Source organism: Actinoplanes sp. GCM10030250 (genome assembly GCF_042666575.1).
Classification (GTDB): Bacteria; Actinomycetota; Actinomycetes; order Mycobacteriales; family Micromonosporaceae; genus Actinoplanes.
This window is the reverse complement of sequence record NZ_JBHTDO010000004.1, coordinates 201,956-220,768: the sequence shown is the minus strand read 5'-3', so window position 1 is coordinate 220,768 and position 18,813 is coordinate 201,956. Positions and strand designations below refer to the sequence as shown.

The 18,813-nt window shown below is 68.7% G+C and carries 16 protein-coding genes; 12 read left to right on the top strand and 4 right to left on the bottom strand.

Annotated elements, in window-relative coordinates:
- Nucleotides 1-113 precede the first annotated feature (113 nt).
- On the top strand, nucleotides 114-1,013 hold the full coding sequence (locus tag ACFQV6_RS08885) for a DMT family transporter (protein ID WP_378026877.1): 900 nt from the start codon (nucleotides 114-116) through the stop codon (nucleotides 1,011-1,013).
- 281 nt (nucleotides 1,014-1,294) lie between these two features.
- On the opposite strand, the gene ACFQV6_RS08880 is transcribed toward ACFQV6_RS08885, so the two are convergent.
- Complete coding sequence (locus tag ACFQV6_RS08880; protein ID WP_378026876.1) at nucleotides 1,295-2,599, bottom strand: serine hydrolase domain-containing protein; 1,305 nt, start codon at nucleotides 2,597-2,599, stop codon at nucleotides 1,295-1,297.
- A 111-nt stretch (nucleotides 2,600-2,710) separates the two neighbouring features.
- Between ACFQV6_RS08880 and ACFQV6_RS08875 the strand changes: the two genes are divergently transcribed.
- The 3 genes from ACFQV6_RS08875 (at nucleotide 2,711) to ACFQV6_RS08865 (ending at nucleotide 5,236) form a co-directional block, all read left to right on the top strand.
- Nucleotides 2,711-3,160 (top strand): NfeD family protein, encoded by a 450-nt coding sequence (locus ACFQV6_RS08875; protein WP_378026875.1) that lies wholly within the window; start codon nucleotides 2,711-2,713, stop codon nucleotides 3,158-3,160.
- Between the two features lie 60 nt (nucleotides 3,161-3,220).
- Nucleotides 3,221-4,342 carry an SPFH domain-containing protein gene (locus ACFQV6_RS08870; RefSeq protein ID WP_378026874.1) on the top strand — a complete coding sequence of 374 codons (1,122 nt, stop codon included), beginning with the start codon at nucleotides 3,221-3,223 and terminating at the stop codon, nucleotides 4,340-4,342.
- Nucleotides 4,343-4,564: 222 nt separating this feature from the next.
- Complete coding sequence (locus tag ACFQV6_RS08865; RefSeq protein ID WP_378026873.1) at nucleotides 4,565-5,236, top strand: hypothetical protein; 672 nt, start codon at nucleotides 4,565-4,567, stop codon at nucleotides 5,234-5,236.
- Nucleotides 5,237-5,279: 43 nt separating this feature from the next.
- Here ACFQV6_RS08865 and ACFQV6_RS08860 read toward each other — a convergent pair whose 3' ends face one another.
- Complete coding sequence (locus tag ACFQV6_RS08860) at nucleotides 5,280-6,083, bottom strand: TrmH family RNA methyltransferase (RefSeq protein ID WP_378026872.1); 804 nt, start codon at nucleotides 6,081-6,083, stop codon at nucleotides 5,280-5,282.
- Nucleotides 6,084-6,179: 96 nt separating this feature from the next.
- On the opposite strand from ACFQV6_RS08860, the gene ACFQV6_RS08855 reads away from it, so the two are divergent.
- Nucleotides 6,180-7,937 (top strand): flavohemoprotein, encoded by a 1,758-nt coding sequence (locus ACFQV6_RS08855; protein WP_378026871.1) that lies wholly within the window; start codon nucleotides 6,180-6,182, stop codon nucleotides 7,935-7,937.
- Nucleotides 7,938-7,965: 28 nt separating this feature from the next.
- Here the strand turns inward: ACFQV6_RS08855 and ACFQV6_RS08850 are convergent, their stop codons facing one another.
- Complete coding sequence (locus tag ACFQV6_RS08850; RefSeq protein ID WP_378026870.1) at nucleotides 7,966-8,328, bottom strand: signal peptidase I; 363 nt, start codon at nucleotides 8,326-8,328, stop codon at nucleotides 7,966-7,968.
- Between the two features lie 217 nt (nucleotides 8,329-8,545).
- On the bottom strand, nucleotides 8,546-9,904 hold the full coding sequence (locus ACFQV6_RS08845) for a hypothetical protein (protein ID WP_378026970.1): 1,359 nt from the start codon (nucleotides 9,902-9,904) through the stop codon (nucleotides 8,546-8,548).
- 86 nt (nucleotides 9,905-9,990) lie between these two features.
- Between ACFQV6_RS08845 and murD the strand changes: the two genes are divergently transcribed.
- The 7 genes from murD to ACFQV6_RS08810 all read left to right on the top strand — a co-directional run bounded on the left by murD (nucleotide 9,991) and on the right by ACFQV6_RS08810 (nucleotide 18,804).
- Nucleotides 9,991-11,343, top strand: coding sequence for a UDP-N-acetylmuramoyl-L-alanine--D-glutamate ligase (murD, locus tag ACFQV6_RS08840; RefSeq protein ID WP_378026869.1), 1,353 nt, complete (start codon nucleotides 9,991-9,993; stop codon nucleotides 11,341-11,343).
- An 887-nt stretch (nucleotides 11,344-12,230) separates the two neighbouring features.
- The gene (locus ACFQV6_RS08835; protein WP_378026969.1) at nucleotides 12,231-13,148 is read left to right on the top strand and encodes a MurR/RpiR family transcriptional regulator; all 918 of its coding nucleotides are present in this window, start codon (nucleotides 12,231-12,233) and stop codon (nucleotides 13,146-13,148) included.
- A gap of 34 nt (nucleotides 13,149-13,182) precedes the next feature.
- Complete coding sequence (locus ACFQV6_RS08830) at nucleotides 13,183-14,496, top strand: extracellular solute-binding protein (protein ID WP_378026868.1); 1,314 nt, start codon at nucleotides 13,183-13,185, stop codon at nucleotides 14,494-14,496.
- A 61-nt stretch (nucleotides 14,497-14,557) separates the two neighbouring features.
- Complete coding sequence (locus ACFQV6_RS08825; RefSeq protein ID WP_378026867.1) at nucleotides 14,558-15,535, top strand: carbohydrate ABC transporter permease; 978 nt, start codon at nucleotides 14,558-14,560, stop codon at nucleotides 15,533-15,535.
- Complete coding sequence (locus ACFQV6_RS08820) at nucleotides 15,535-16,392, top strand: carbohydrate ABC transporter permease (protein ID WP_378026866.1); 858 nt, start codon at nucleotides 15,535-15,537, stop codon at nucleotides 16,390-16,392. Before ACFQV6_RS08825 ends, ACFQV6_RS08820 begins: the two co-directional genes overlap by 1 nt.
- 31 nt (nucleotides 16,393-16,423) lie before the next feature.
- Complete coding sequence (gene ngcE / locus ACFQV6_RS08815; protein ID WP_378026865.1) at nucleotides 16,424-17,869, top strand: N-acetylglucosamine/diacetylchitobiose ABC transporter substrate-binding protein; 1,446 nt, start codon at nucleotides 16,424-16,426, stop codon at nucleotides 17,867-17,869.
- Between the two features lie 29 nt (nucleotides 17,870-17,898).
- Nucleotides 17,899-18,804, top strand: a complete 906-nt coding sequence (locus ACFQV6_RS08810; RefSeq protein ID WP_378026864.1) for a carbohydrate ABC transporter permease — start codon at nucleotides 17,899-17,901, stop codon at nucleotides 18,802-18,804.
- The last annotated feature ends 9 nt before the right edge of the window (nucleotides 18,805-18,813 follow it).

The window sequence follows — 18,813 nt, the reverse complement described above, 5'->3', positions numbered from 1 at the left end:
GCCGGCGCCGTCTCGGCGCGGAGCTGGAGGAAGTCCGATCCGGAAATTGGTCCTCCTCACCAAGCCTGAATTGGTCCTCGAACCGGACCATACATCGGGGCGAGCATCAGGGGGTGAAAGCATTACCCATCGCAGCCGGCGCCCTCGGCATGGCCTTCGTCGGAGGCAGCGCCGCCGTCTCCGGCCGGCTCACCGACGCGCCCTATCTGACCGTCCAGAGTCTCCGGTACGCCGTGGCGTGCCTCCTGCTGCTCGGATACGCCCGCCTGCGGCGGACCCCGGTACGCCTTCCACGCGGCACCGAGTGGCTGTGGCTGCTCGGCGTCACCGTCACCGGCCTGCTGTTCTTCAACGTCGCCCTGGTACGCGGAGCCGCACACGCCGAACCCGCGGTGCTCGGTGTGGCGGTGGCCTGTGTCCCCATCCTGCTCGCCGTCGGAGGCCCGTTGTTCGAGGGCCGTGGCCCGGCACCACGCGTGCTGGCAGCCGCGGTCGTGGTCACCGCCGGTGCGGCTCTGGTGCAGGGGCTCGGCCGCACCGACGGGATCGGCCTGTTCTGGGCCGCCGTGACGTTCGCCTGTGAGGCGGCCTTCACCCTGCTCGCGATTCCGGTGCTCGGCAGGCATGGGCCGCTGGGCGTGTCGGTGCACACCACGGCGCTGGCCACCGTGCTTTTCGGGGTGGCGGGGCTGGTTGGTGAGGGGCCGGGCGCTGTCACCCGGTTGCACGCCGATGACCTGGTCGCCGGTGCTTACCTGGCTGTTCTGCTCACGGCTGTCGCGTTCCTGCTCTGGTACACGTGCGTGACGCGAATCGGTGCCGGGCGAGCGGGGTTGCTGACCGGGGTGGCGCCGATCGCTGCCGCTCTGATGGGGATGGCGCTCGGTGGTCCGTCTCCGCGGCCGCTCGTCTGGGCCGGTATAGCCACGGTTGCGGCCGGTCTGGCGATCGGGCTCTCCGGCCGCCGTGCGCCCGCGCCTTCCGCACGGGTCGCTGCGGCGTCGGTCGCCTGAAACCCGCCGGTTTGAGCCTGACTGGCTCGAGCTCGGGTGGTTCGAGCTCGGGTGGTTCGAGCTCGGGTGGTTCGAGTTCGGGTGGTTCGAGTTCGGGTGGTTCGAGTTCGGGTGGTTCGAGTTCGGGTGGTTCGAGTTCGGGTGGTTCGAGCTTGAGTGGGCAGCTCAGCCCGGCGGGCGCGGCAGAGGCCCGGGTGGCAACTGGTCGCGTGGACAGTGGAGAGCTCTGCGTCCGGCGTACGAGAGAAGGGTTTGGCTTTTGATCTTGAAGTTGGTGGGTGTCAGGCCAGGTGGGAAGGGGTGCGGCGGTAGATGAAAGTCGCGATGTCGAGGTGATCGACGGCGCCGTCCGGGCCGCGGCGCAACGTCAGCACCTCGCCCTCGTTGTCGCCGTCGACGCCTCGCCAGCGGTCGGGGGCCTCGCGGGTGAAGCGGGTGTGGTGGTGCGGGCCGGTCATGAGCAGGGCGTCGCCGTCGGCGGTGATCTCGTATTCGCGGCCCATCCACCACCAGCGGCCGCAGACCTCGGCGGCCTCGCCCTGGGGCAAAGCCGGTGGACGCCAGGCCGGGACCGTCTCGGGCTCGCCGTCCAGCGCGGCGGTCAGTGCCTGGAGGCTGATCTCCTTGATGGTGGTGCCGGTGAGGCCGTAGGCGTTGGCGAAGACGATCACGCCGAGGCGGCTGCGGCGGTGGACGGCGAAGTGGGCCACGTAGCCGGGCATCGAGCCGCCGTGGCCGACGTAGACGCGTTCGCCGACCCGGAAGAGCTGGGGGCCGAGCCCGTGGCCGCCGGTCCACGACTCCAGGTCGTCGATGACGACGGGTGCGCACATCTCGTCGACGGTCTCGCGGGCCAGGACCGTGGGGGCGGGGTCGGCGAGGAAGCCCGCCCACTTCGCCATGTCGGTGACGGTGGACCAGAGCTGGCCCGCGGGTGCCATCGCGCCGGTGTCCGGGCGGGGCTCCTCGTGCACGGTGCCGCCCAGGGCGTGGACCACGTAACCGCGGGCGAACGGCTCGACCGGGGCGTAGGTGGTGCGCTTCATGCCGAGCGGGTCGAGGACCCGCTTGCCGACCAGTTCCGCCCAGCTCTGCCCGGTGACCTTGGTGACGACCGCGCCGAGCAGGCCGTATGCCAGGTTGGAGTAGCGGAAACGGCGGTAGGGAGGGCCGGCCAGCTTCTCGTAGGTGAGCCCGGCGAGCAGCTGGTCCACGTCGCCGCCGGCGTTGCGCTCCCACCACGGGCCGTCCGGCTCCCGCTGCAGGCCGGAGACGTGCCCGAGGAGCTGGCGCAGCGTCACGCCGCCGATCGGTGTGCCCGGCAGATGCCGGTAGAGCAGGTCGTCGAGGGCGAAGAAGCCCTCGTCGCGCAGCTGCATGACCAGCGTCGCGGTGATCGTCTTGGTGATCGAGCCGAGCCGGTACTGGGTTTTCTGGTCCGGCCGGGGCTGCTCCCCGGCGCCGGCGAAGTGCAGCACCGCCCGGTCCCGGACGATCGCGCACGCGAGCGACGGCACCCGGCCGGTGGACTGTGCCCGGGCGACGATCTCATCGATCCGGCGGGCGGTCTCCGGAAGCAGCGACACGGTGGGGTCCCTCTCCTGTAGCGAACTGGTGGGTTTAACTGTTCGATGTCGATTCGGGTACGCCGTCGTCATACGTCGCTGAACGTGCGCGGACGTGCCACGATCGTGGATGTGGAAGCCGTACTCTGGATCGTTCTCGCCATCGCCCTCGCCATCGGCGAGGCCTTCACCGCGACGATTCTCATCATCTTCTTCGCCGCCGGCGCCGCGGCCGCTGGACTCGCGGCGGCCCTCGGCGCACCGGTCCTGGTCCAGGTCGTCGTCTTCGCGCTGGTCTCCGGCGTCTCGGTGGCCGCGGTCCGGCCGATCGTGACGCGGCATGCCAGGTCGGCCCTGGAAGCGGGGGAGACACCCTTCGGTGTCGAGGCGATCGAGGGGTCGCGCGGCACGGTGGTGGACGAGGTCGGCGCCGACCACGGCATGATCAAGATAGACGGCGAGTTGTGGCAGGCTCGCTCGTTCGACGGCAAGGAGACGTTCCTCCCCGGTGATCATGTGCGTGTCGTCAAGCTTCGCGGCGCCACGGTCCTGGTGTGGCACGACGATATCCCGGACGTCTAGCGCCTCCGGCCGAGAGACCGGCGTTCAGCAGCTCCCGTCGAGAAACCTCAGAGAGGCGTCATGGAAGTCATCATCGCTGTTCTCGTCATAGTCATCGCCGTCTTCGCGGTCACCACCCTGGTGAAGTCCGTCCGGATCGTCCCGCAGCAGCGGATGGACGTCGTCGAGCGCCTCGGTAAGTACAAGCGCACCCTCTCGCCGGGGCTCAACCTGCTGGTCCCGTTCGTCGATGCCGTCCGGACCAAGGTCGACATGCGGGAGCAGGTGGTCTCCTTCCCGCCGCAGCCCGTGATCACCTCGGACAACCTGGTCGTCTCGATCGACACGGTGCTGTATTTCAAGGTCGTCGACCCGGTGCGGGCCACCTACGAGATCTCGAACTTCCTCCAGGCCATAGAGCAGCTCACGGTCACCACACTGCGTAACGTGATCGGTTCGCTCGACCTGGAGCGGGCGCTGACCAGCCGTGACCAGATCAACAAGCACCTCTCCAGCGTGCTGGACGAGACCACCGGCCGGTGGGGCATCAAGGTCACCCGGGTCGAGCTCAAGGCGATCGAGCCCCCGCCCAGCATCCGCGACTCGATGGAGAAGCAGATGCGCGCCGAGCGGGAGCGCCGCGCCACGATCCTGAACGCCGAGGGCCACAAGCAGGCCGCGATCCTGACCGCCGAGGGCGAGAAGCAGTCGCAGGTGCTGCGTGCCGACGGTGACCGGCAGGCACGCATCCTGCAGGCCGAGGGCCAGGCCAAGGCGATCCGGACCGTCTTCGACGCGATTCATCAGGCCAACCCGTCGCAGAAGGTCCTGGCCTATCAATACCTGCAAGCGCTCCCGCAGATCGCCAACGGCACGGCGAACAAGGTGTGGATCGTGCCGACCGAGCTGACCAAGGCCCTCGAAGGCCTGGGCGGTGCCCTCGGCGGCCTGGCGAACATGGTCGGCGACGTGCCCTCGCAGAACATCGACTCGGGCGCGGTCGAGCGCGAGGCGGCCGCCGCCGCCGAGGCCGCGGCGGCGGAGGCCAACAAGATCAATGCTGAGGTACGGGCGGCCGAGGCTGCGGTGTCCGGCGGAGCCGACGACGTGACGGCCGCGTTGCCCGCACCGGACCGGATCCCGCCGGCTTCCGCGCTCGGCAGTGCTGATTACCACGAGACCAAAGAGGTCGAGAAGGGCTGACTCTGCCGGTCTCGGCAGTGCCGTACCGCGGCACTGACGAGGCCGGAAAGGGCTGACTTTCCGCATTGAACCGGCCCCGCCGTGGGGCCGGTTCTAGGATCTGAGCCGACTTTTCCCCGTTCTGCGGGATGAGTCACAATTTTTTGGCATGCTTCCCACAGGATTTCCGACCGGTTGCCCCCCGGCCGCTCGGCTTGTTGCCCCTGTGAGCGAGGCGGAGCCATGAGCATCAGCCACCATCAGACGGCGAGCGGCCGTCCACTGCGGGTAGCCCCCGCGTGGGTCGGAGCCCCGAACCCGGCCGCGGTCGAAACAGACGCCCATCTTCTGCCGGTACGCGATGCCGTCTGGATCTGGTCGGTCCGCAGGTACGCCCGCCTCGCCCTGTGGGCACTCCCGCTCGCCGCCGTGCTGTACGGCTGGCTCACCCTGGGCGTGGAGAGCCCGCCGGGCCCGCTCGCCGTCGGCCTGCTCGCCGGCTGGCTCGCCACCATCTCGCTGATCGCCCTGGCCGGGCTGCTCGCCGGTTCCCGTACCCGCCGGTGCGCCCTGGCCGGCCTGCTCGTCACGCTGGCCGGCGCCACCATGCTGCTGCCGCTGGCCGCGCTGCCGGAGGACGCGGTGGTGGAGAACGCCCCGCTGGTCGCGGGGAACATCCCGGGCCTGCTCAACACCGCCGCGGCCGTCGCGGGCACCGGGCTCCTGCTGCTCGGCTGGGCCGTCTTCCGCTCGAAGCTCGTCAACCCCGCCGACGGGGTGCTGCTGATGCTCGCGGCGGTCGCGATGGGGTTCGGCACGTACGCGTCCCAGCCCATCCCGACGGTCGGGGCGATGCTGATGCTCGCGGCGGGGATGGGGCTCGCCTGGACCGGCGGGCGGCTGCTGCCGCGGTAGTAGCCCGTCCGCCGGCTCGCTGTGCAGGACCCCTGGCGGCTCGCTAGGCGAGATCGCGGGTCAGTTCGTAGAAGGTGATGGCTGCCGCGGTGGCGACGTTGAGCGAATCGACGCTGTTGTGCATCGGGATGGCCACCCGGACGTCACTCGCCGCCAGCGCGCCCGGCGTGAGCCCCGGCCCCTCCGCCCCGAGCATCAGGGCGGGCCGTTTCCGCTGCTCGGCGGTGAGCCTCTGCAGGGCGACCGCGTCCGGCGCGGGCGTCATGGCGAGCAGGGTGAAACCCGCCTCGCGAATGGCGGTGAGAGGGTCCGGCCAGGTGTCGGTCTTGGCGTACGGGATGGCGAAGACCTCACCCATGCTGACGCGCACCGCACGGCGGTAGAGCGGGTCCGCGCAGGTGGGTGACAGCACTATCGCATCGATACCGAGGGCCGCGGCGCTGCGGAACAGGGCACCCAGGTTGGTGTGGGTGTTCAGCCCCTCCAGGACCGCCAGGTTGCGGGCCGTACCGAGCAGCTCCTCCAGGGTCGGCAGCGTGCGCCGGTGGAACGACGCCAGGATGCCCCGATGTACGTGGAACCCGGTGATCGACTCCAGGACCGGCTGGGTCGCCGCGTAGAGGGGCGCATCGTCCGGCAGCCCGGTGAGCTGGCCGGCGCGCTTCTCGTCGACGAGAGCGGAGCGCATCCGATAGCCCGCGCGCAGGGCTCGCTGGATGACGAGCTCACCCTCGGCGATGAACAGCCCGTTCGGCGGTTCCCATCGGGTACGCAGTTCCACGTCGGTGAGGGCACGGTAGTCGCCGATCCGGGGATCGTCGGAGCTGGTGATGATCGCTGCTGACACACCCGGCATTCTGCCGGTCGCCTTCTCCGAGCGTGGCCGCCGCGGCGACGGTAGCGTTCTGAGTACGGTTGTACTCCACTTTTACGAGGGGTGTCAGTGTCGCCTGGTTCGGGGTCGCCTGGTTCAGGGTCGTCTGGTTCAGGGTCGTCTGGTTCGGGGCCCGCGTCAGACCCGCATCTGCTCGCCCTGCTGCGCGCCATCCGGCTGCGCCAGAACGCGCCGGACGCGGCTGCGGCGGGCGCGGCGGGTGCCGCCGACACGGCTGCGGCCCTGTCCGAGCTGAGCGGCCGCAAACCGGAATCCGGGTCGGAGACGGAATTGCACGACGACAGCGGCAAGCCGGAGCAGAAGGCCGGCCCCAAACTGCCCTACAGCGAACGCCGGGCCGGTTACCGGGCTCGACCCGCCCCGCCGGTGCCACCGCCGGGGCCGGCACCGTCCGAGCGGGGCACCGCCGACCTTCTCTGGCGCGGAGATCCGGGCGCCACCCTGGGCCGGGCCGGCCTGGAGGCGCGGAAACCACGACGGGACGACACTCCGGGCAGACCGGCACCCGGGGTGAACCCGGCGGGCCCGGCCGTTCCGGTGCCGAACATCCCGCCGATCGAGGGGTTACGGCCCATCGGCGGCGCCGGCACCGAGTTCCCCACGATCCAGCCGATCCCCTACATCCCGCGCCCGCCCGCCGCCAAGCCGGTGCGCCCCCAGTCACCCTCCGACGGCATGGACCCGGCCGACGACGCCGCCCTGCGTGACACGCAGCGGCTGCTGAGCACCAGCCTGACCTTCGCCGGCGGCACCGAGGAGGTGGCCGAGCGGCTGTGGCACGCGCTGCTCCGGGCACAGCCGGATCTGCTGGCCGCCCTTCCCGGCACACCGGAGACCCAGCGGAACCAGCTGGCGCGGGCGATCACCTGGCTCGTACACACCATCGGTGACCCGCCGGCCCTGGTCGCCGGCTGCGGGCAGCTGGGTGCGGCGCTCGCTGCGTGCGGCGTGCAGTGGAAGCAGCTGCAACTGGTCGGTGCGGCGCTGGCCGAGGCGATGCGAGCCGGTATGGCGCCGGGCGGGTGGCGGCAGGACTTCGACCAGGCGTGGCGCTGGACGTGGCAGCACACCTACGAGTGGATCGTGCACGGCGGGACGCTCGCGTCGTACCAGCCCGCACCGTGGGCCGCCGAAGTGGTCACCCACGAGCTGCGCCGGCCCGACCTGGCGGTGATCCGGCTCCGGCCGTACCTCCCGATGCCCTTCCGCCCGGGCCAGTTCGCCCGGATCGAGGTGCCCGCGGTGCCCGGCGTCTGGCGCCCCTACTCCCTCGCCACCACCCTCGACGACGACGAGATTGTCGAACTGCACGTCCGCGCCAAGTCGGAGACCGGCGTCAGCGGCACCCTCGTCTACGACACCCTCCCCGGCGACCAGCTCAGAATCGCCCGCGCCGAGGGCACGATGTCCCTCCCCGCCCAACCCGGCCGCGGCATCCTCATGATCGCCGGCGACACCGGCGTCGCCCCGATGAAGGCGATGCTCACCGAACTCGCCACCGCCGCCGACCCGCGCCCCGCCGTCCTCTTCTGGGGCGTCCGCGACTTGCCCGAGCTCTACGACATCGAGGAACTGTCCGAGATCGCCCGCGCGGCCCCACGAGCCACCGTCGTGCCGGTGATCGCCGACGGCAACCCCGGCCCGTACGCCTACGGCCTGGTCACCGACGCGGTCGCCGCCTATGGCGAGTGGTCACGCCATGAGGTCTATCTCGCCGGGCCACCGCTCATGCTCGCCGCAACGAGCGCGGCGCTGCTGCAACTGGGAGTCGATGCCACGCGCATCCACCACGACGTCCCGGAGTGATCCGGTACGCGCGGGCCGGTGAGCTGGGTCAGCGGACCGCGTAGCCGGGGATCGAGGGCCAGCGGACGGTGAGGACGACGGATTCGTCGGCCGCGTACCACGAGTGGTCGACACCGCGCCCCCACACCACGTAGTCGCCCTGCTTGTCGAGCACGACGGTCCGCTCCGGGAACTCCATGTGAAAACACCCGCTGATCAGGATGAGCAGGGCGCTCCGGTGCTCACCGTGCACCCATTTCGCCCGTCGATCCCCGCGCGGGTGCCGGCCCCACTTGATCTCGACATCCGTGCTGTGCCGCAGGTCGCCCTCCGGCTTGAAGTGCCCCAGCAGCCACCCGTGATCGGCAAGCGCGTCCGGGTCGGCATTTCCGGTATAGATCCCATCTGCCACGCCAGAACGCTACCGGCGCCGGGCGAGTTGCGCGGTAACTGGCGGCGGTTGGGAGCCGGGGTGGGCGGACACGTTGACCTTCCGTGCGCGCCCACCCATGTCACGGGCCTCACCAGCACACACGCAACTCGAACGTGTGCGCCTGCTACCCCGGCGGCTCGCGTTGGCGCCAGCCCGGTAGTTCGCGTTGGCGCGGGGCCAGGGGCTGCTGCGGGGGCTAGAGGTTCGGGGAGACGGCGGCGGTCAGGAGGGTGTGGAAGGCGGGGGGGATGTGGTGGGGGCCGCCGGGGGTGAAGACGTTCGAGTGGGAGGCGTCGGCCCAGGCGGAGTCGGGAACCGCGGCTCGGAGGGCCACCAGGACCGGGGCGTCGCCGGTCAGCAGGGAGAGGGCGACCAGGCACTCCTCCGCCTCGCCGACACACTCGAAGGGCTTGTGGGCGTCGATGCCGAGCAGTTCGAGGAAGCCGGGGACCTGGGCGGGGTCGGCGAACAGGTCGGAGCCGAAGATGTGGGCCAGCCGTTCGCGGGGCATGTGCGGGGCCATGGCGAGGAAGACGAATCGGCACTTCGGACAGTCACCGCACCAGCGTGCTGTGGGGTCGTGAAGCTTGAACGCTTTGTTACAACTGGTAACTACGTCATCGTACGCTGTGTGACTGGCGAAGAGCTGGGCGATGTGCAGTTCGGAGAGGGTACGCAGCAGTGAGAAGTACGGGTCGACCACGCCGGTGTACGCGGTGACGGCGGTGCGGAGCAGGCCCTCGGCGGTGACGCCCTTTGACCACTGGTGGTTGATCTCGTGACCGTTCCAGATCAGGTTTGGGTCGGAGGCTGAGCGCTCGTTCGACATCACGACCGGGCCGAGGCCGTGCCAGACGGCGGTGGCGATCGCGATCAGCGAGTTGATCGCGGTGACCGGGATGTGGCCGTTCAGCGCGCCGGCCTTGTTCAGCTCGAAGAGCCGCGGGTCGAGTTTGCGGCGGGCGGCGAGGGCGGGCAGGCCGGAGGCGGCGTTCACGTTCTCGATCACCGGGTTCGGGTTGACCGAGAACGGCACCGGGTCGAGCCCCGCCGCGCGGAGGATCTCCAGGGTGACGATCGAGTCCTTGCCGCCACCGACCGCGGAGAGCGGCCGGCCCCGAGTCTCAGCGGGCGCGGCGGCGGGGGCGCCGGGCGTGGCGGGGGCGCCGGGTGTCTCGACGGCCAGTGCGGCGGGTGCGGCGGCGGGGGCCACGCCGGGTGTCTCGACGGCGAGCTGCAGGACGTGCGGGAGCTGGTTTCGGTACGCGTACTCGCCGAGACCCTCGGTGTAGACGGCGGTGAAGAACGCCGCCACCTCTGCCGGAACGGGCTTGGGTGCGACGATGCGAGGCGGGGCGCCCACCTTGTAGTAGCTGACCCCGGCGACGACGTGCAGCAGGTCGAGGACCTTCAGGAAGGTCTCCGGCACCTCCCGCCCGGGCGGCACCGGAAACGTGATCGTCTCGGTGAAGTGCAGCGGCTCGGTGCCGTCGAGCACGTAGTCGAACGTCGCCACGCCCGTCGTGGGGTCGAACGCGTACGAGGGGAAGCGCATGACGTCGAACTGCACCCGGAAACTCCTGTCAATTGGCCGACGGGCAATATTAGTTCGGTCCTGCTGCAACGGCTGAGGGAGACGACGTGCGCCTGGCAGATCTGCGTGGCCGCTCGGTGGCGATCTGGGGAACCGGACGTGAGGGCCGGGCCGCGGTGACCGCGATCGCGAAGCACGAACCGTCCCGGCTGATCGCTGTGGACGACAGTGCCAATTATCTCTCCGTGGAGTGGACGGACGACCTCGCGAGGCTGGCCCCGCTCGCCGGAGGGGAACACGCGTTCGCCGCACTGGCCAGCGCGGAGATCGTGGTCAGGTCCCCAGGTGTACCGCAGACTCACCCGTACCTCCAAGAATTGCGCTCTCGCGGCATCACGGTGACCGGCGGCAGCGCGCTGTGGATGGCGGACAACGCCGCCCGGACGGTGGGCGTGACCGGCAGTAAGGGCAAGAGCACCACGTCCAGCCTGATCAGTCATCTGCTGGCGGCCGTGGGCAGGCCGAACGCGTACGGCGGGAACATCGGCATTCCGCTGCTCGACATCGCGCCGGCGGAGCTCTACGTGCTGGAGCTGTCGAGCTATCAGTGCGCCGATTTGACGGATTCGCCCCGCGTGGCGGTCGTGACGTCGCTCTTCCCGGAGCACCTGGACGCGCACGGCGGGGAGCGGGAGTACTACCGGGACAAGCTCAACCTGCTCCAGCACCGTCCGGAATTGATCGTGGTGAACGGCGCGGATCAGCGGCTGCGTGACGAGGTTCGCGGTGTGACGGACGCCAGCGGCTACCCGCCCGTGCCGGCGGCCGCGGAGGACTCGCGGTTCCGGATCGAGGACGGGACGGTGTTCTGCAGCGACGACGAGCTGTTCCCGCGGGACGTGCTCGGGCTGAAGGGCAAGCACAACGAGCGAAACCTGTGCGTGGCTCTCGCGGTGCTGGACGGGATGGGCATCGACGTCGTGGGCTCGCGGGAGGTGCTGGAGGAGGCCGTACGGTCGTTCCGGGGGCTGCCGCACCGGCTCACGGAGATCGAGGACGGGTCGGGGCTGACGTTCGTCGACGACACGCTCTCGACCAGTCCGTATTCGGCGATGCACGCGATCGAGGCCTACGAGGGGCGGCCACTCACCGTGCTCGTGGGCGGGAACGATCGCGGGCTGGATTACGCACCGTTACGAGATTTTCTGGAGTCGCGGCAACTTACTGTGATCGGGATGCCGGATAGCGGGCCGCGCATCCTGTCCGTTCTGGAGGGGGTGCCGGGGGTGCGGGCGCTGCCTTCGGAGGACCTTTTCGACGCCGTGCGGCTGGCGCGTGAGGTGACGCCGGCCGGTGGGGTCGTGCTGCTGTCGCCGGCCGCACCCAGTTATGGGCGGTTCCGCAACTTCGAGCACCGTTCTGAGGCCTTTGTCCAGGCGATCCAGGACACCGCCAAGTAGGCACCCGCCCGTAAAACAGCACTCACAGCCAGCCGGGAGAACCCAGCTGGCTCTGAGCGCTGTCCGGACCGGGCCGAGGCAACGCTGGGAGCCAGCTGGTGGGGCGGGCTGGGGATGAGCGGGGGTTTTCGGGCGGCGGGACACCCCTGAGGGCCAGCTGAGGTGGAGGCGCTCGGCGGGAGCTGGGGTGGCGCTCGGCGGGAGCTGGGTGGCGCTTGGCGGGAGCTGGGGTGGCGCTTGGCGGGAGCCGGGTGGTGCTCGGCGCGAGCTCGCGTGGCGGTGGGAGTGGGGCCCGTGGGTGGGCTCATGAGCCGGCGGCGGGGTTGGTGAGTGAGTTGCAGGCGGCTGGGTGCGGGCCGCGGGGGCGGGCAGGTGTAGCGGGTTTTGGGGCGCCCGCCGGTCGTACCGGAAATTTTTTTGATCTTGTTTCGTGAGTAACGACGAGGTTGCGGCGCGTCGTGGGGAGTGACCTAACGGACTAGGGCGCGTCAGCCGAATGGTCAGCGAGGACCTGACGAACGGTCAGCGGAAACCTGACGAAAAGGGGAGGGCAAAACGGGCGCAAGGGGGACATGTGATGGCGGCCACGTCGTAAGGGATGTTTCCGGATTGATGAGCGTCATCCGCCCCGCCGGAAACATCTGTTCATTGCCGCAGGTCAGGTAACGGTTTGAAAACTTCGCCCACGTACTTGACACGAAGGGGCGGTTAGTAAGAACTTTTACCGCGACAGTAAACAGTCCTTCCTGAAAGGGTGTCCGATGGCTGAGCCGGAGATGGACGGCACCGCGATCACCGCGGTCGCCCACTCGCTGGTTCGCGACCAGGCCGCCCACAGGGAGAGCACGCAGGCCCAGTGGGGAAGCGCGCCGGCTCAGAGGGGAAGCATGCAGGCTGCCCACAGGCAGAGTGCCAACGGGAACGATCACGGCCCGGCGGACGGCGTGCTGTTGCGCGTTCGCACCCTGCTGCCGGAGTTCACCGGTGCGCTGCAGCGGGTCGCCGAGCAGGTGCTCACCGACCCGGCCGCGGCCTCCCGAGCCACCATCGTCGAACTGGCCGAGCGCAGCGGAACCTCGCCGGCGACGGTCACCCGGTTCTGCCGGGCGGTCGGGTTCGACGGATACGCAGACCTCCGCCTCGGCATCGCGGCGGAGACCGGCCGGGCGCGCTCGGCCGGCTGGACCGTGGACATCGGTCGCGAGATCCAGCCGAACGATCCGCTCGAGCGGGTCCTCGGTCAGATCATGGCGGCCGACACGCGGGCCATGCACGACACCGCCTCGCTGCTCGATCTGGGCGAGGTGGCGCGGGCCGCGGTGGCGATCGCCGCCGCGACGCGGGTCAACATCTTCGGCGCCAGCGGAAGTGCGCTGGTTGGCGAGGAGATGCAGTTCAGTCTGCACCGCATCGGCATCCCGGTGTGGGCCTGGACCGACGTGCACAACGGTCTGGCCAGCGCCGCGCTGTCGAGGTCCGGCGACGTCGCACTCGGTATCTCGCACAGTGGCGAGACCGGCGAGACGATCGAGCTGCTCGCCGAGGCGAGCAGCCGGGGCGCCACCACCATCGCGCTGACCAGCTTCCCGCGTTCGCCGCTGGCCGAGCTCGCCGACATCGTCCTGCTCACCGCCACGCAGGCGACGACCTTCCGCCCGGACGCCCTCAGCGCGCGACACCCGCAGCTGGTCGTCCTGGATCTGCTCTACGTCGCCGTAGCGCAACGCACCCACGAACGTTCACATGCCGCGTTCCAGCGCACCGCTCAGGCCGTGCACGGGCACAAGGCAGTCAAAGACTCCTGATCTCTCAAAATATGAAAATTCCTGGGGAGGAAAAGTGAAGCGCAAGATCGCGGTAGCCGCAGCGCTCGCTGCAACGCTGTTCGGCGCCGCCGCGTGTGGCGGCACCGACAGCGACGAAGGCGCCACGTCGGCGACCGGCGCGGTCGACGGCAAGGGCAAGACCATCAAGGTCTGGCTCATGGTCGACGCCGAGACCGCCTGGAAGGGTGTCGTCGAGGACGCCACCACGCGGTTCACCGCCGCCACCGGCGCGCAGGTCAACGTCGAGTACCAGCAGTGGGCCAACCACCTCACCAAGCTGGACGCGACGCTGGCCGGCTCGGACGTCCCGGACGTTGTCGAGCTGGGCAACACCGAGTTCTCCAAGTACGTCTTCAACGGCGGCTTCGCCGAGCTGAACAAGGGTGACTTCGAGAACTCCGACACCTGGCTGTCGGGCCTCTCGGGCGCCTGCGAGCTGGACGGCAAGACCTACTGCGTGCCGTACTACGCCGGTGCGCGGGTGCTGATCTACCGCAAGGACCTCTTCGAGAAGGCCGGCATCGCCGAGGCGCCGAAGACCTACGCGGACTTCCTCACGGCCGCCGACAAGCTGCAGACCGGCAACGCGAAGGACAGCAAGTTCAGCGCCCTCTACATGCCGGGCCAGTACTGGTACGCCGCGATGTCCTGGGTCAAGTCCTCCGGTGGCGAGATCGCCAAGAAGGACGGCGACAAGTGGGTCGGCCAGCTCTCCTCGCCGCAGTCGCAGGAGGGTCTGCAGAAGTGGGTCGACGCGGTCAAGAAGTACTCGAAGGCTGACGTCACCAAGAACGAGAACGAGCAGGCCGGCATCTTCGCGCAGGGCTCGGGCGGCATGTTCTACGGCAACGCCTGGGAGCAGGGTGTGGCCGAGGAGGTCCGCAAGGACCCGAACGACCCCAACTCGCCGCTGGTCCCGACCAAGGTCAAGGGCAAGCTCGCCGCCGCGCCGATGCCGGAGATCCCCTCCTTCCTCGGTGGCTCGAACCTCGGTGTGACCCAGAAGAGCGCCAACAAGGAGCTCTCCGCTCAGTGGATCAAGTACTTCACCGACGCCAAGTCGATGGACGGACTGATCAAGGCCAGCGCGCTGCCGAACTCGACCGCGCTGCTGGACAAGGCCGCCACGGACAACCCGGCGATCGCGCCGGCCGCGCTCTCCGCCAAGGCCAGCTGGTTCCCGCCGAACGCCGAGAAGTGGGCCGACGTGGAGAAGGCCAGCGTTCTCCAGACCATGCTGACCGACGTCCTGACCGGTAAGAAGTCGGTGGCCGACGGCGCCAAGTGGGCCGACGAGCAGATCAACGCCACCCTCAACGAGGCCTGATGACCAGGTGCCGCCCGCTCCTGGGCGGGCGGCACACCTCACTGGTGGAAGAGGATCACTGATGTACGCCGTCGACTCCCCGACGACCCCGGCGCCGCCTCAGCAGACCCCGCCCGCGCGGACCGTGCTCCGGAGGCGCCGCCGCAGCCGCAACGAAGCGCGCGTCCCGTGGCTGCTCTCGCTGCCCACGCTGCTGATCCTGGCGGCGATGCTGGCCTACCCGCTGTTCCGCATGATCGAGCTCTCGTTCCAGAACATGCGGCTGCGCGAACTGATCACCGACGCGACGCCTCCGTGGGTCGGCTTCGAGCAGTACACGAAGGCGCTCACCGACAGTGTCTTCTGGGGCGTCGTCGGGCGTACCGCTGCCTTCACTGTCGTTTCGGTGACCCTCTCGGTCCTGCTCGGCCTGGGCATCGCGCTGCTGATGCGCCGGGTGCACAGCAAGGTCCGCCTGTTCATGATGATCGCGATGATGTTCGTCTGGGCGCTGCCCCAGCTGGTCGCCGCGCAGGCGTTCCGCTGGCTGACCGACTCCGACTTCGGCGTCCTGAACTACCTGATCGACAAGATTCCCGGGGTGGACTTCGCGAACCACAGCTGGTTCGTCAACCCGTGGGAGGGCTGGGCGGTGATCACCACGCTGGTGGTCTGGGCCGGCATCCCGTTCCTGGCGATCTCCCTCAGCGCCGGCCTCACCCAGGTCCCGAAGGAGCTGCTCGAGGCCGCGACGGTCGACGGTGCCTCCGCCTGGCAGGCGCTGCGCAACATCACCCTGCCGATCCTGAAGCCGCTGCTCACCATCGTCACGACGCTGTCGGCGATCTGGAACTTCGGCCTCTTCACCCAGAACTGGGCGCTGCGTGACGGCCACCCGGAGCCGGTGTACCAGACCCTGGCGACGTACTCCTACACGCAGGCGTTCGGGCAGTCCCGGTACAGCTACGGCTCGGCGATCTCGGTGATCACCGTGTTGCTGATGCTCGGCGTGATGGTCTTCTACATCCGCCAGATGTTCAAGATCGGAGAGGTGGACTGATGGCCCGCCACGACGAAGGCGTCGTCACTGTCGGACGCAGCCGTATCGGTACGTTCTTCGCGAACTCCACCGGGATCGTCTTCGGATTGTTCATGATCTTCCCGGTGTACTGGGTGATGAACACGGCGTTCAAGCCGGACAGCGAGGTCCGCAGCTTCACGCCGACCTTCCTGCCGGAGAACCCGACGCTGGACAACTTCAGGTCCGCGCTGGGCGAGGAGCTGTTCCTGCCGGCCATGGTGAACGGCCTGATCATCACGGCGATGGCGGTCGCCGCGGCGCTCGTCGTCGGTTTCCTCGCCGCCCTTGCGATCGCCAGGTTCCAGTTCTACGGTCGCAAGGCGATCATCCTGGTCATCCTGTGCGTGCAGCTGGTGCCGTTCCTGGCACTGCTCATCCCGCTCTTCCTGATGCTCCAGGGTGCGAATCTCACCAACTCGCTTGTCGGTGTGGCCCTGGTTTACCTGGTGTTACTGCTTCCATACACGGTATGGACACTGCGTGGCTTCATCTCCGGGATCCCCCGGGAGCTGGACGAGGCCGCCATGATCGACGGCTGTACGCGGCCGCAGGTGTTCTGGCGGATCATCCTGCCGCTCACCGGCCCCGGACTGGTCGCCACCTCGGTCTACGGGTTCATCCAGGCGTGGAACGAGTTCATCATCATCAACACGCTGAACAACCCGCAGAAACAGAACCTGATGGCCTGGCTGCTCTACAACCAGACCGAACGCGGTACCGCCTGGGGCCCCCTCATGGCCGGTGCGATCATCACCTCGATCCCGGTGGTGGTCTTCTTCCTGCTGATTCAACGCAACATCGCCACGGGGCTGACTGCCGGCGCCGTCAAGGGCTGAGTATTCTCCCGGAACACCAGAAAGGACATCGATGTCTGACATAACGCGTTCTGAGCTCGACCGTCGTACCCTCCTGCGGCGTGCCGCCGCGGTCGGCCTCGCCGCCACCCCCGCCGTAGGCATGCTGAGTGCCTGCGTGGGCGGCGGTGAAGAGGAGACCAAGGAGCAGGCCACCGGCACCAAGTCCGCGGAGAACCCGCTCGGCATCGACCCGAAGGCGCCGCTCGAGATCGTCATCTTCGACGGTGGCCTCGGCACCAAGTACGCCACCGACGTCGACACCCCGCTCTACACGAAGAAGTGGCCGGAGTCGAAGGTCACCTACTCCGCGACCCAGCAGATCGCCACCACGATCAAGCCGCGGCTGAACTCCGGCGACTCGCCCGACATGATCAACAACTCGGGCTCGGACCTGATGGACTTCGGTGCCATCGTCAAGGCCGGCCAGGCCGCCGACCTGACCGACCTGTTCGCGGCGCCGTCCTTCGACATCGCGGGCAAGACCGTTGCCGACACCCTGGTGCCGGGCGCGATCGAGCAGGGCACGTACGACACCGACGGCGGCCGCAAGCCGTTCGCGGTGAACTACGCGTTCACCGTCTTCGGCCTGTACTACAACAAGAAGCTGTTCGACAAGAACAGCTGGACGGTCCCGACCACCTGGGCCGACTTCGTGGCCCTGTGCGACAAGATCAAGGCGGCCGGCATCACGCCGTTCGGCTACGCGGGTGCCAACGCGTCGTACTACATGGTCCGGGCCATCCTGACCAGCGCGGCCAAGATCGGCACCGAGCAGGTCCTCAAGGACCTGGACAACCTCAAGCCGGGCGCGTGGCAGGCCCCCGCCATCAAGCAGGCGGCCGAGGCCTGGGGCCAGATCGGCACCAAGTACATCAACAAGAGCTTCCTGGGCCTCAAGCACACCGAGGTCCAGCTCCAGCAGAACCAGGACAAGGTCGCGTTCTACCCGTGCGGCTCCTGGCTGGAGAACGAGCAGGCGGCCAGCATCACGCCGAACTTCGAGTACGCGGTCATGCCGTACCCGAGCGTCACCGCCTCGGACCAGCTCCCGGCGACGGCGATCAACGCGGCGGCCGGCGAGATCTACTTCGCCTCCTCCAAGGGCAAGAACCCGCAGGGCGGCAAGGAGTACCTGCGGGTCATGCTCTCGAAAGAGGCGGCTCTCGAGTTCACCAAGCTGACCAAGTCGCTCACCGTGGTGGCGGGTGCGGCCGACGGCCTGACCATCTCGCCCGGTCTGACCAGCGGCAACGACATGCTGTCGAAGGCCGGCAAGGACGTCTTCATGGGCTACCTGTTCGACACCTGGTACAAGAAGCTCGACGAGGCGTCGCGCGAGGCCGCCAACACCCTGATGTTCAACGGTGGCGACGCGCAGAAGTTCTGCGACACGATGGAGAAGGCTTCTCAGGACACCGCCAAGGACTCGGCGATCGCCAAGTTCACCCGCGCCTGAGTCACGACCTAGTAGGACGGTAAAGCGCCATGCGGCACGGCAAGTATCCCTTCATCATCGGTTTCCTTGCCGTGCCGGTGGCGCTTTACGCCATCTTCGTGGTCGGCGCCTACCTGCAGATGTTCCGGCTGTCTCTGACCGACTGGACGGGCTACGGCACGTTTAAGGACGTCGGCTTCGCCAACTTCGAGAAGCTCTTCAACGACTCGGTCTTCTGGACCGCGCTGCGGCACAACGGCTACCTGCTGCTCCTGCTGCCGATCGCGACGATCGCCCTCGCGCTGTTCTTCGCGTTCCTGCTGAACGTCGGCGGCGGCACCCGGGGCGGCATCACCCGCGGTGTCTGGGGCTCACCGGTCTATCGGGTGATCTTCTTCTTCCCGCAGCTGCTGGCGCTGGCCATCGTCGGCGTGATCTTCGGCCGGGTCTTCGGCCCGGACAAGAGCGGCATGATCAACGGCCTGCTGCCCGACTCCTGGGAGCCGTGGCTCTTCCTCGCCAGTGAACGCTGGGCGCTCACCTGCATCCTGGTGGTGCTCATCTGGCAGGCGGTCGGCTTCTACGTGGTGCTTTTCTCGGCCGGCATGGGCTCGATCCCGCAGGAGACCTACGAGGCCGCCGCGCTCGACGGCGCGACCCGGATCTCGCTGTTCTTCCGGATCACGCTGCCGCTGCTGTGGGGCAACATCCAGGTCGCCTGGATCTATCTCGGCATCGCCGCCTTCGACGCCTTCGCGCTGGTCAACATCATGACGGTGAACCAGGGCGGCCCGAACAACTCGACGCAGGTGCTGAGCCTGCAGATCTATCTCAACGCCTTCAAGTACTCCCAGGCCGGTTACGCCTCGGCGCTCGGCGTCGTCCTGTTCTTCCTCGCCCTGAGCTTCGCGTGGCTGACCCTGCGGGTCGGCAACCGCGACTCGGCCGACGCCTGATCACCGAAA

Excerpts from the sequence above, each read along its gene's own strand:
- ACFQV6_RS08810 (WP_378026864.1), top strand. The coding sequence starts at position 17,899 with ATGCGGCACGGCAAGTATCCCTTCATCATCGGTTTCCTTGCCGTGCCG.
- ACFQV6_RS08845 (WP_378026970.1), bottom strand. The coding sequence starts at position 9,904 with ATGCGCTTCCCCTCGTACGCGTTCGACCCCACGACGGGCGTGGCGACG.
- ngcE (WP_378026865.1), top strand. The coding sequence starts at position 16,424 with ATGTCTGACATAACGCGTTCTGAGCTCGACCGTCGTACCCTCCTGCGG.
- ACFQV6_RS08835 (WP_378026969.1), top strand. The coding sequence starts at position 12,231 with ATGCAGGCTGCCCACAGGCAGAGTGCCAACGGGAACGATCACGGCCCG.
- ACFQV6_RS08865 (WP_378026873.1), top strand. The coding sequence starts at position 4,565 with ATGAGCATCAGCCACCATCAGACGGCGAGCGGCCGTCCACTGCGGGTA.
- ACFQV6_RS08825 (WP_378026867.1), top strand. The coding sequence starts at position 14,558 with ATGTACGCCGTCGACTCCCCGACGACCCCGGCGCCGCCTCAGCAGACC.
- ACFQV6_RS08820 (WP_378026866.1), top strand. The coding sequence starts at position 15,535 with ATGGCCCGCCACGACGAAGGCGTCGTCACTGTCGGACGCAGCCGTATC.
- ACFQV6_RS08870 (WP_378026874.1), top strand. The coding sequence starts at position 3,221 with ATGGAAGTCATCATCGCTGTTCTCGTCATAGTCATCGCCGTCTTCGCG.